General features: G+C 60.4%; 12 protein-coding genes and 1 pseudogene. 10 read left to right on the top strand and 3 right to left on the bottom strand.

The window, feature by feature from the left end:
• Window positions 1-45: 45 nt before the first annotated feature.
• A complete protein-coding gene (locus tag AC07NC_RS03000) occupies window positions 46-1,392 on the bottom strand; it encodes an OmpP1/FadL family transporter (protein ID WP_494568529.1) in 1,347 nt (448 codons plus the stop codon).
• Between the two features lie 325 nt (window positions 1,393-1,717).
• On the opposite strand from AC07NC_RS03000, the gene map reads away from it, so the two are divergent.
• Both map and AC07NC_RS02990 read left to right on the top strand, forming a co-directional pair.
• Window positions 1,718-2,536 carry a type I methionyl aminopeptidase gene (map, locus tag AC07NC_RS02995; protein ID WP_492071477.1) on the top strand — a complete coding sequence of 273 codons (819 nt, stop codon included), beginning with the start codon at window positions 1,718-1,720 and terminating at the stop codon, window positions 2,534-2,536.
• Between the two features lie 54 nt (window positions 2,537-2,590).
• Window positions 2,591-3,043, top strand: a pseudogene (locus AC07NC_RS02990) (JAB domain-containing protein); the annotation flags it as partial.
• 105 nt (window positions 3,044-3,148) lie between these two features.
• Here the strand turns inward: AC07NC_RS02990 and AC07NC_RS02985 are convergent.
• On the bottom strand, window positions 3,149-3,748 hold the full coding sequence (locus AC07NC_RS02985; protein ID WP_494568528.1) for a hypothetical protein: 600 nt from the start codon (window positions 3,746-3,748) through the stop codon (window positions 3,149-3,151).
• A 1,309-nt stretch (window positions 3,749-5,057) separates the two neighbouring features.
• Between AC07NC_RS02985 and AC07NC_RS02980 the strand changes: the two genes are divergently transcribed.
• The 3 genes from AC07NC_RS02980 (at window position 5,058) to AC07NC_RS02970 (ending at window position 6,767) form a co-directional block, all read left to right on the top strand.
• Window positions 5,058-5,609 (top strand): SOS response-associated peptidase family protein, encoded by a 552-nt coding sequence (locus AC07NC_RS02980; protein ID WP_494568527.1) that lies wholly within the window; start codon window positions 5,058-5,060, stop codon window positions 5,607-5,609.
• Between the two features lie 136 nt (window positions 5,610-5,745).
• The gene (locus AC07NC_RS02975) at window positions 5,746-5,889 is read left to right on the top strand and encodes a hypothetical protein (protein WP_494568526.1); all 144 of its coding nucleotides are present in this window, start codon (window positions 5,746-5,748) and stop codon (window positions 5,887-5,889) included.
• A 482-nt stretch (window positions 5,890-6,371) separates the two neighbouring features.
• The gene (locus tag AC07NC_RS02970; protein WP_494568525.1) at window positions 6,372-6,767 is read left to right on the top strand and encodes a cupin domain-containing protein; all 396 of its coding nucleotides are present in this window, start codon (window positions 6,372-6,374) and stop codon (window positions 6,765-6,767) included.
• A 395-nt stretch (window positions 6,768-7,162) separates the two neighbouring features.
• Here AC07NC_RS02970 and AC07NC_RS02965 read toward each other — a convergent pair whose 3' ends face one another.
• Window positions 7,163-7,600 (bottom strand): hypothetical protein, encoded by a 438-nt coding sequence (locus AC07NC_RS02965; RefSeq protein ID WP_494568524.1) that lies wholly within the window; start codon window positions 7,598-7,600, stop codon window positions 7,163-7,165.
• A 25-nt stretch (window positions 7,601-7,625) separates the two neighbouring features.
• Between AC07NC_RS02965 and AC07NC_RS02960 the strand changes: the two genes are divergently transcribed.
• The 5 genes from AC07NC_RS02960 to AC07NC_RS02940 all read left to right on the top strand — a co-directional run bounded on the left by AC07NC_RS02960 (window position 7,626) and on the right by AC07NC_RS02940 (window position 11,587).
• On the top strand, window positions 7,626-8,618 hold the full coding sequence (locus AC07NC_RS02960; protein ID WP_494568523.1) for a hypothetical protein: 993 nt from the start codon (window positions 7,626-7,628) through the stop codon (window positions 8,616-8,618).
• Window positions 8,609-8,845, top strand: coding sequence for a hypothetical protein (locus AC07NC_RS02955; RefSeq protein ID WP_494568522.1), 237 nt, complete (start codon window positions 8,609-8,611; stop codon window positions 8,843-8,845). Before AC07NC_RS02960 ends, AC07NC_RS02955 begins: the two co-directional genes overlap by 10 nt.
• Window positions 8,846-8,925: 80 nt before the next feature.
• Entirely contained in the window at window positions 8,926-10,185 is a 1,260-nt protein-coding gene (gene dcm / locus AC07NC_RS02950) for a DNA (cytosine-5-)-methyltransferase (RefSeq protein ID WP_494568521.1), read from the top strand.
• A 4-nt stretch (window positions 10,186-10,189) separates the two neighbouring features.
• Window positions 10,190-10,666, top strand: a complete 477-nt coding sequence (locus tag AC07NC_RS02945; RefSeq protein ID WP_494568520.1) for a very short patch repair endonuclease — start codon at window positions 10,190-10,192, stop codon at window positions 10,664-10,666.
• Window positions 10,667-10,774: 108 nt separating this feature from the next.
• The gene (locus AC07NC_RS02940; RefSeq protein ID WP_494568519.1) at window positions 10,775-11,587 is read left to right on the top strand and encodes a hypothetical protein; all 813 of its coding nucleotides are present in this window, start codon (window positions 10,775-10,777) and stop codon (window positions 11,585-11,587) included.
• Window positions 11,588-11,647: the final 60 nt, after the last annotated feature.

Genomic DNA, 11,647 nt, shown 5'->3' with positions numbered 1-11,647 from the left:
CTTTGCAGGAGCCGCCGTTCTTGTTTCAGCCGATGGCTGTGGACCTTAGAAGTTCCAGGTCGCGCCCATCGAGAAGCCGACGCCGTGGCCCTTGGCCTCGCCGCGCAGGGTGGAGACGACCAGGCCGTTGCCATACACGTCGCGGGTGTCGTTGATCGTGGCCGTATCGATGTCGATATAGGTCACGGCGCCGTCGAAGGTCATGGAGCCCACACTCTTCGACAGACCGGCGGTGTAGAGGAACCGGTCGCCGTCCGGGATACGGGCGGTGCGGTGATCGTCCGGCGTCGGGGTCGGGTCGTAGCCCAGGCCGGCGCGCACGGTCATGGTCGGATCGATCTTGTAGTCGAAGCCGATCGCGCCGGAGGTGACGTCGTCATAGTCCTGAACGATGGTCGAGGAACCGGACGTTCCATAGGTCACGCGGATAGCGTCGAACTCGCTCCAGCCGATCTGGTTGACCTGGGCGTTCAGCGTCAGACGGTCGTTGACGGCGTAACGGGCCGAGACGGTAGCGTACCAGGGGGTGGTGAAGCTGGCGACGCCGTCAGCCGAGACGTTGGCGGCAGCCAGAACGCCGGTCAGGCCCGAGAGGTTCACGGTGCCTTCCAGCTCGTGCTCGATCTTGGAGCGATAGGACAGACCCAGGTCCAGCTTGCCGAAATGCATCTGGGCGCCGGCGTTCCAGCCGTAATCCCAGCCGTCGCCTTCAAGCTGGTTGCGGCCGTCGGTGCTGGGCGAGACGGCATAGGTCGGAGCAAAGACGCCGGGGATGGCCACGTTCGGCAGGGCCGAGCTCAGGGTCGCCTTGGCGTACTGGGCGTCAAAGCCGGCGCCGATGTCCAGCCAGTCCGTGACCGTCATGGCGGCCACCAGGCTGACGTTGGCCGAGCGCAGTTCCGACGTCAGGGCGTCGTAGCGGGCGAAATCGGTCGGCTCGTACTTGGTGGTGAAGTTGAACGGCGCCTGGACGGCCATGCCGACGTTGAAGCGCTCGCCGATCGGCATGGAGACGGCGAAGTTCGGGATGATGCCGCTTTCGACCACGTCATGGACGTGCGGATCGCCGTTGACCGGCGCAGTCCGGCTGACGATGGCCGGGGTGGGGACGTTGTAGGTCAGGCTGGAGCCGCGATCATTGACGTCGGAGTCCAGGATCAGGCCGTGCATGCCGGTGTAGACTTGGCGCTGGGTTCCGGCGATCGCGGCGGGGTTCCACCACAGCGACTGCACGCCCTTGTCGGCGCCTTCGCCCGAGTTGGCGCGGCCCTGGCCGCGGGTCGATTGTTCCTGCACGTAGAACGAACCGGCCATGGCAGGCGCGGCGACGCCGGCCAGCAGGACGGTGGTCAGGGCGATGCCGCCCATACGAGCGAGATTCCTGGGAGTCATTAAGCCATTCCTATAGTGTTGCCCCCGCCATCAAACGCGGCGGTGGGTATCGGGGAGGGTTGTGCACGGCAGCGCTTTCGTCAGGAAAACGTTGCATGCGTGGCGGGTCTCGGCCGGGAAACGGGCGAAACTGTGTCGGAAAAATCGCACACGATCACACCGGCGAGAGGTTACGCGGCGGCAGGTTCATTCCGTCAGGCGACAGTGTCGTGCAACACACAGTCTGGCATGACGTCGGGTAAGGAATCCTTGACCGCCGCACAATCGCCTTGCGTATCCATGATAGGATGGTCATCTGAAAATACCCGCCGCTGCTGATTGAACCATGTACGAAACGCCCGATCTCGAAACCGACGCCCTGGTCCGCACCAGCGCCATCCGCATTCACCAGGCGGAGGACTTCGAGGGGATGCGCAAGGCCGGCCGTCTGGTCGCCGAGGCGCTGGACATGATCACCCCCCATGTTCAGCCGGGCGTGCTGACCAGCACGATCGACGACCTGATCCGCGAGTTCACTCTGGACCACGGCGGCCTGCCGGCGTGCCTGGGCTACAAGGGTTACGAGAAGACCGTCTGCACTTCGATCAACCACGTCGTCTGCCACGGCATTCCCGGCGACCGGGTCCTGAAGGACGGCGACATCGTCAACATCGACCACACGGTCATCGTCGACGGCTGGCACGGCGACTCGAGCCGCATGTATGCGGTCGGCGAGATTAACGCCCGCGCCAAGAAATTGATCGACGTGACCTATCAGTCGCTGGAGCTGGGCCTGGAACAGGTCAAGCCGGGCAATACCTTCGGCGACATCGGTTTCGCCATCCAGAAATTCGTCGAGGCCCAGCGCATGAGCGTGGTGCGCGACTTCTGCGGCCACGGCATCGGCCGGGTCTTCCACGACAGCCCCAATGTCCTGCACTACGGCCGCAAGGGCGAGGGCGCCGTGCTGAAGCCCGGCATGTTCTTCACTGTCGAGCCGATGGTGAACCTGGGCAAGCCGCACGTGAAGGTCCTGTCCGACGGCTGGACCGCCGTGACGCGCGACAAGTCGCTGTCGGCCCAGTGCGAACACACCATCGGGGTGACGGAAGACGGGCTGGAAATCTTCACCGTCAGCCCGGCCGGACTGTTCCGTCCCAACTGAACCCTTGATCCCCCCTCGTCTTCCGCACAGGTTGCGGCAGGAGAGGCAGGGGACATGCTGGACGACCTGACACCCGAACCCAAACCGAAGCCGCGTCACAGCGGCCATCGCGACCGGCTGCGCGAACGGGCCGCCAAGGGCGGGTTGGGCGCCCTGCCCGACTATGAGCTGCTGGAACTGCTGCTGTTCCGCTCCATCCCCTACAAGGACGTCAAGCCGCTGGCCAAGGATCTGCTGGCCCGGTTCGGCGGGCTGGAGGGCATAGGCGCCGCCAGTCACGAGGCCGTCGAGGACCAGGTGGCGCGGACCCTGGCCTATGTGCCCGGCAAGGCGACGCGGGCGGTCGCGCTGGACCTGCAGCTGATTTTCGACGTGACCCGCAGGATCGCGCGCGAGCCGACGGCGAAACGGCCGGTCATCTCGTCTTGGAGCGCTTTGCTGGCCTATGTCCGCGTGGCCCTGCAACATGAGCCGCGCGAACAGTTCCGCGTGCTTTATCTGGACCGATAGTGCGCGTTCAGCAAAACCCTTCCGTTTGACCCACTCCGCCCCCGGTGAAGCCCCCCCCACACTGGCCACATGCTACGCTTCATGTAGTCGAAGCTGGCGAGGTCAGCCGAAAGGATTTCGCGGGTTAGTGCGCTCGCGGGCGACGTTGGCATTATGTCGTGTTTGCGCCCTAGCGAAGCATTCCTGAAGCTTGCTGACAGCCTGCGCGGAACCGGTTAGGTCCACTCTGGCGATGACCGTGAACTCGGGTTCGTCTTCCGTCCCGTCATTGCGGAAGATCGTCGCGTGGTGGCTCTTGGTGAAATATTCCAGAATGTCTTTGTTGTTATTGGACATCAGGCCGTCACGCCCAAAACCAACCCAATTAGCTCCCGAATATTCCGCCGACATTTTGCCATTAGCGTCGAAAAACGTGATGTCGAGATTTTCGTATTCGCGGTCCTTGGTAATGGTCCAGTCGGCATTATTAACCGCTACAAAAACGCCGTCAGTATTCCCGTTCAGCAAGATGTGCGTATAGACACTCGATCTTCCACCTGTCCCTTCGTCTTTGGTTGTCAGTCCGCACGTCGGGCCATCGTCGCTGCTGGAATCATCGACATACCACCAATCATTCGACCAATATTCACCAGCGGTTGCCGTCGTGGCATGGGCGGTCAGCAAAGACAGCGCGGCGAAAGCGAGGCTGATCGGGTGTTTCATACTGCTTCCATGCTGGGGCCGTGCGCGGCGATAGCGGTTTCAATCGGGTTGGTATGCGTGACCATACCCATTCAATTGATTAGGAAATCCAAACGCGCTTGTCAGCGATGTTCAGAAGTTTGAGGGCGGGGCCGTGGGCGAGTTCGCGCCCGCCCCCATTTTGTAGGGTTGCGACCTTCATGTTGATCGGGGCCGCAAGCGCCGCGCGGCAATGGACGCCAGAACCACATGGTTCTGACTGGGGAGAAACGACCCGCTGAAATCTAGTCCCCGTCGAGGCCAATTTCCGAGGGGATATTGTCACGGCCCTTTTCAGCCCATCTTCCAGCCGATGACATCGTGATCCGGCGAGGGCCTTCTTCCGTCCAACATCAAGCCGAGAACTGGGCGTTCATATGCGGCCGAAAGATAGTGAGAGGAAGCAGCCGACCTGCTAGATTGATAAATAGATTAAAGCTCTCTGGTTTGGGTCCAGACGGAAGCAAGTTCTCATGCGGTCTTTTCGGAGACCCTGCGAGCAAGCCTCGGTCGGTGACCCAAACCCGACCGGGGCTTTTCTAATTCCGGCGAGAAGTCAGGCCGACATCTGACAGGCACATAGCACTCGGGGGTATAGAGGCGGGCGACCCCACCCGCACAACTGGAAAAGGCCGGGATACGAGACCGGCGCAGGCGCCTAGAGTGGGCAAATGGACCCCGATCTGTCGGGGCTGTCCATAACCAAGGTCCGAAGGGACCATCGTCCGTTGCCGAGGGCGTAGGCAAAACTGATCTGGGGTCCGTCGTGACAGAGTTGAAGCCCTAGAACCTCACGCACCGTCCCCTCGTATGCGGTCGTGAGAGGCGCCGCCCCGTGTGCGATGGGGCGGTCAACCGTTGTGATTAAATGGAAACGTCAAGGGTCTCACCAAAAGCGGATCGTCCGAAGCGACGACGCGAGATACTACCCCTGCCATGATCAGGATCGGGCGATTTGCTGGCACCGGGCAACCACCAGCGGGGTAACACCCAAACGTCGCCTACGAGGTTCATACCGACTCAGGAATGAATGATCTCTCTGTCTCTCTCATCTCTGCCCCGGCTATGCCGGATTCCAGTGTGTGGGAGGGACGGGGGGATTTGTTCAATTGATCTTGGAATGAGGAAGTATATTTCCTGATATTGTCGTTCGGCTCTTCCCTATCAGTTTCCAAGATTGCTCCGTGCGGCTTGACCGCGAACGCAGTGAGCGAGGCAAACGCGCGAGAGCCGTTCGAGCGTAAGCTCGGACGCCAGACCCTTGAGGTAATGATCATCTGGAATTCTCCGCATGTGTAATCGCTTCCGCAACAACAAGAACTGGGCGGCTGTGGAGCGTGAGTTCTCCGCGACCAAGATTACCCTGATCCCGCCGAAGCGAGCCAAGCCCAATCGCGGAGTGATCGGCGACATCCGCCCCACTGATCCCGCCTATGTCATTCGCCCCGGCGGTGTGACGGAGATTTTGCCGTGGGGTTTTCCCAGTGCCCGTGGTCCAGTGATCAACTTCCGCTCGGAAGGGCGCCGGTTCCCTCTCGTCCAGCGAGGTCTCGTGCCGGTCACCGGCTTTTACGAAACCACGCCTTCCGCCGATCCAAAGCAGAAGCGCAAGGACTGGTGGCTATTTGAGAGCGATCAGCCCATGGCCCTTGCCGCCGTGATCCGCGATGACCGCTTCTCCCTGCTTACCGTCGATGCTGGTCCCGATGTTGTCGCCATTCACGACCGCCAACCGGTCGTCGTGCCCGTCGCCGATTGGTTGGCGTGGCTCGAAGATGAAACCGCGCTGGTGCTGAAGCCGTCGCCGGGCGGCACCCTGATGGTTCGTGTTGCCGAGGGCTAACCACTAGAGACGCGACTAAAGATTACCTTCACCCCGGAAGAAAGTTTATATATCGTCGATCGGTCGTTGGGGGAACGTCATGTCGTTTAATAGTTTGGTCGATAATCTCCGCTCCTTCTCGTGGAAGGATTGGGCCTTGGTCGCCATGGTCGTCGTTGTGTTCGCGGCGATGTTCGGAACGGTCGGTCTGACGATGGGACCGCTAGTCGGCTACCTCATGGTGCTGGGTCTGCGACGCGCCAAAGCTAACCGACAAGCCCGCGCACGCATCGCCCGCTGAACCCGCCACGGTCATTTGCTCGCCCGCGACGATGTGATCTTTAGGGAGAGCAGCATGGCTCAATGGTTGCGGCGGTGACCCAGACTTGTCGGTTACGGCCCCCGCCGAACCAGAACCTGACGACGAGCGCGATCTTCCAGAGCAGCGTTCTTGTCATAGAGGCAGGCTATTCGCAGAAGGCGTAGCCGTGACGCAGCGGATTTCATTTCCAGAGCGTCCTTCCGTGCTCGCTCGGCGCGAAACCGATAGTAGCTCATTGGCGGCCCCAAACGATGTCAGGGCGTTGATTGGAGGGGTAGAAAAGCAACGCTACACACATGGGCGGCTATACGGCTGACCGCCCACAACGGTTCACAGACGGTGACGCTCACGATGTCGCAGAGAGTGTCAGCCGTGGCGAAGCGCGGGGCCTCTGATGTGGATCAATTGTCCCCGACCCTCTGGAATGGTAGCGTTGCTGTGACGCATTAATGGAGAGCGCGATGAAGGGCTTCGTCGATGACATCGACCGGCTGACGGTCGAGAACAAGGATTTCCGCCGGGTGCTCTACACGGGCAAGCACCTCCAGCTGGTGCTGATGGCTCTGCGACCGGGCGAGGAAATCGGCGAGGAAGTCCACGACGACCACGACCAGTTCTTCCGCATCGAGAAGGGCGAGGGCGAAGTCTGGATCGACGGCCAGCGCACGAAGATCAAAGCCGATGACGCGATCATCGTGCCAGCGGGCGCCCGCCACAACGTCATCAACACCGGCGACAAAAAGCTCAAGCTCTACACGGTCTATGGCCCGCCGGATCACAAGGACGGGATCGTGCGCGCCACCAAGGCTGAAGCCGAAGCAACCGAAGAGCACTTCGACGGAGCCACAACGGAATAGGCATCAGCCGACACCGATGTCATCCTCGTCCTATTCGATGGAGTGTAGGAACGTCGATTTTTGAGACTCGCGCGATCAATCGCTTTGTGTCCCAATGTTGACGTTTGGTCACCCCTCACTGGCCAACACGCAGCCCGGCAAGTGGATCAAGTCTGCGCCCCCCCGCCATCGCTTGAACCCAGCCGGGCTGTCCTTTTTTGTGAGGTCAAGCTTGGGGTTTTTGATGGACGGATACACGTTCTACCCGCTGCCAAGTTCTGCGAGTGGACGCCAGTTCAGCCCCGCTATGCTCCCTTCGGATGAGGTCGCCATAGCACGTGCGACGGCGGCCCTACGCGACAGCCCGATCACCCGCGAAGTGGCGATCTGGAAAGGCTATCGGTTCGTGGCGAATGTCAGCAAGGATCGGCGCGCATAGCGTCGGAAAGTCCGTCCGTTTTGGTTGACGGACTCGCCTTCCATGAGACCCTCGAAGCTTCACAGCACATGAGGGTCATTTGCCGGATCAGCCGCTCCGTTGCCTTGCCGTTCGCGTCCTGAAGGATGTCGGGGGCGAGATCGACAACATTGAATTTGAAGCCTTTATGAACGATGTGGCTGGTCGCCATATGTGGATCAGCACCACGGACTGGCTGTTCGTCGAACCGCCCTTGGAAGCTGACGGATTTGAGACCCTCCCGGTCGTCCTCCCGCAAAATATGGCCGTCAAAGCTGTCCTCGCTGACCTGACCAAATTCGAACCGCGTATTCTGACGGATCATCAAGTCACGCCCGCTGAAGGGCGGAAATGGCGGTGGGTGGCGTTCCAAATCGCACCAAATCCGCAGGGTCAAGGCTACTTCCCGTGGGAGCGCATCGATGCTTGAGCCGGGTTTGTTGGGCTGGGTGACCGGCGCCCTTGTGCTGCTGGATGATATTGAAGCGGGTCTTTTGGCGCGCGTGTTGACTGCGGCACCGCAGCGGCGCCAAGCAATTTTTGCGGCAATCGCTACGCGGGAGATTAAAGCAGGTGTTGCCGATGTCGGCTCCGAACTGTTCTCGCCGACGTTCGCCGAAGTCGTTCGCCATGGCCGCGCCATGGACATCCTTCGGCACGCCTATGGCGACATCCCCGCAGGCTTGCCGGGTTTGTTGGAGCGTGTGGGCGAGAAGCCTCTGCCACGCGCGAAGGATTACATCGCGATCTATGATCTGCTGGTCAGCGACGATGCTCGCGGCGCCAACGCGCTGCGCGGGTCTGGTCGGATCACCTGTCGGAAGTTGGAGGTTTTGGCCGCGCTCGATCCGCGCTGGCGGCACGCCAACACGCTGAACAGGATCGACACTGGCGTCGAGGCCATGACGTTCAACTCGGCGGTTAAGTTCGTCCAGTCGGTGAACTCCAAGGCCACCGACGACGTGGTAGCGGGAGCTATCGCGCTCATGCGGCCAACATCGACGCTGCCTCGGCTGCTCGAACGTTTCCTGCGCCGGGCGGATCAGTTGCCGCCCCACCCGCTCGGTGACGGCGACAATGAACTCCGTCCTCTATCCAAGATGCTTGAGCATCTGGCAGCTGCGAGAAAATATCGGAACTGCCTCGCGCATAGGCTTGGTGACATCGCTGCCGGGCGGATGGCTATCGCAGAATTCAGGGGTGTAATCCTGTTGGAGTTCCGACCGCTTACGGCTGGGGCTGGATGGCTGCTGTGGTCTGCCCACGGCCCTCGCAACGGTCATGTCGCCCTTGACCTCAAGGATGCGGCTACCGTCGCCTGTGGGCGATTTGGCGTGCCGAGCGTCCAAGACCGGTCGGTGAACGTAGAGAGAGACAGCTACCGCCGATTCACGCGGGAACTGGAGTGGGGCTGACCAAACTTACTGATGAAGACCGCGCTCTTGAGGCATCACTCACGCGGAGCATCGCCCGCGTGGAACGTGAGTGCGTGCTGCTTGCCGGACAGACTTTTTATCCTGACCTCTGGGAGGATGATTTGAGGCGCATCTATGCGCGCCTTCTTCTCCTCGACGCCCGCCGCGATGCCCTTGTCGAGGATCGCGCTTCGATCCGGCGGAAGCTGTGGGAGGTTGAAGAATGAGCACACAAAGAGAACATTTTGCTGGAATGGGAAAGAGAACGGACATAATGTCCGCTGAATTTCCCAGCGGAGCCCCTTGTATGCGCCAGTCCGATTCCCTCGATATTCTCCGACTGGCCCGCGAACGCTATTCGCAAAAGGAGATCGCAGACCTCATCGGAAAGGACGCGAAGACGATACGGCGCTGGGAAAAGGGAGAGATCGCTTGCCCCGGAATGCTAGAAGCAGCGCTCCGCGAGATCATGCAGAGCCAGCAACCGCATCCCGCGAACGATTCTCGCTTCAATATGATCGATCTCTTCGCTGGCATTGGGGGAATCCGGCTGGGCTTCGAAGCCCATGGCGGTCGGTGCGTCTTCACTAGTGAATGGAACGACTTCTCCAAGAAGACCTATCTTGCGAACCACGGTGACGGTCACCAGTTCATCGGTGACATCGTGCCAGTCGAAGCCGCCGACGTGCCCGATCACGACGTTCTCCTCGCTGGGTTCCCTTGCCAGCCCTTCAGTATCGCGGGTGTGAGCAAGAAAAATTCGCTTGGACGACCCCATGGATTTGAATGCACGACGCAAGGCACGCTGTTCTTCGATGTTGCGCGCATCATCGCAGCAAAGCGACCCGCAGCGTTCCTGCTTGAGAACGTGAAAAACCTCATTTCACATGATAGCGGCAACACGTTCAGGGTCATCGTTCAAACGCTCCGCGAGGAGTTGGGCTACGATGTTCATACCAAGGTGATCGACGGCCAGCATTTCACCCCCCAGCATCGCGAACGGATCATCATCGTCGGCTTCAAGCGGAAGACCGGCTTCTCTTGGGACGATCTCAAGCTGCCTTCACCCGGCCCGCGTTTGGGATCGATTCTTCACAAGACCGATGGAAGCGAGCCGGTGTTGCCTTGGGATGGAGACCGGTATTTCGATTACGAGCAGAACGTGGTCCAGCCGAAATTCACCCTCACACCCAAGCTTTGGGAATATCTCCAGCGATATGCAGAGAAACACCGCGCCGCAGGCAACGGCTTCGGATTTGGCCTCGCGAACGCGGAGAGCGTCACGCGCACCCTCTCGGCTCGCTACTACAAGGATGGTTCCGAAATTCTGGTAGATCAGGGCAGCAAGAAGCGGCCACGGCGCCTGACCCCGCGCGAGTGCGCGCGCCTTATGGGCTTTCCCGACACTTTCAGAATTCCTGTCAGCGATACGCAAGCCTACCGCCAGTTCGGCAACAGCGTCGTCATGCCCGTGATGCAGGAAGTGGCGCGCATCATGGCGCCCCACGTTGAGGCCATCTTGGAGCAGGACGAGTCTGGCGTGGTGCAGGAGCCGCTGTTCGGATGATCTGATGGGGGACATCGTTGATGCAGCGACCCGAAGCCGAATGATGTCGGGCATTCGGGGAAAGGACACGAAGCCGGAACATCTCGTTAGACGCGGCCTCCACGCGCGAGGGTTCCGTTTTCGACTGCATGGATCAAAGCTGCCCGGGCGCCCTGACCTCGTGCTTCCCAAATACTCGGCTGCGATTCTGGTCCACGGCTGCTTCTGGCATGCACATGGCTGCTCGCTGACGAAGATGCCGAAAACCCGTTCAGAATTCTGGAAGCAGAAGCTTGAGGGTAATCAGGTCCGAGACGCGCGGCAGCTTGCAGAACTTCGTATCATGGGCTGGAGGACTTTGGTTATTTGGGAATGCGCTCTGCGTGGACCCAAGGATTTGGTCGAGTTCACCCTCCACAACGCAGCCAACTGGCTTCGAACTGGCGACGCGGCGGCAGAGATCGCCCGTTCCGATTGGCCTTTGCCTCCGGCCGCTTCTTGAACGTCGCGAACGCAGATGGCGATTCGGTCGCTTTGTCGTTTACCATGCCTCCTGAAGGCCGGAACCACCGAGCGAACTCCGGGCAGACCTTGGGCGGGAAACAAGCCAGTGAAGCACGGCTATCTGTCGCAATATTTCCAGAGCGTCGGGGTCAAGAGACTCAGCGGCGTGGAAGCCGACGTGATCAAGTCAAACCAGCACGAATTTAACGGCGTCGAGGGGTTTCGCGCCATGTTCGGGGAGCCGGAAGGCAAGGTTCGCTATCCAGCCCGGTTCCTCTATCTGACCGATCAGGAAGACCAGCCCGTGTCCGATGAGGGCTTTCTCACTTGGTATGACGCTCGTGCGAAAGCCCGACTGGAACGGGGTGTAATGAGGACTGAATACAGGCTCTACTTCCCTACCAATCTCGTCTCGATGTGCGCGGCCGAAGGCGATCTCCTCCTCATAGCCCGCCTTTCCACGGGCAGTGTTCTGGCTATCGTTGCCGAGTCGGGGACAACCATCGAGCGGCAGATTCAGTGGCTGTTCGGATTCGGCGAAGGTGCCCATCCGGGCTTCTCTGTAAAGTCTGAACTTGAGACCGAGCAGGACCGGATTGGCTTCGCCGCCCGAACAGTTCTGGAAGCCATTGGTATCGAAATCGAGGATGAGGCACCGAACTATCTCGATCAGATGATGGATCGGTTTGGCGGGGCTTTCCCAAAGACCATCGACTTCTCTGCTTATGCGCGCGGCACACTGAACGACGTGCACGCGCGGGACGACCCGGACGCGGCCCTCGTTGCGTGGATGGAGCGGGAGGAAATCCTCTTCCGAACCCTCGAAAAGCACCTGCTCGGCGAGCAGCTACAGCGACTGACAGCGGCCGGGGACACAGAGCCGGATGCTTTCATCAAGCTCGTGTCAATCGGCGTCTAAAAGGGACCCCCTATCGGCGTGCAATAGGGACCCCCTTTTGAGGTTCGGGATGGACGTCAC

It is taken from the genome of Brevundimonas sp. GW821-FHT10A07 (assembly GCF_059415785.1).
This window is presented reverse-complemented; position numbering and strand designations above follow the sequence as displayed.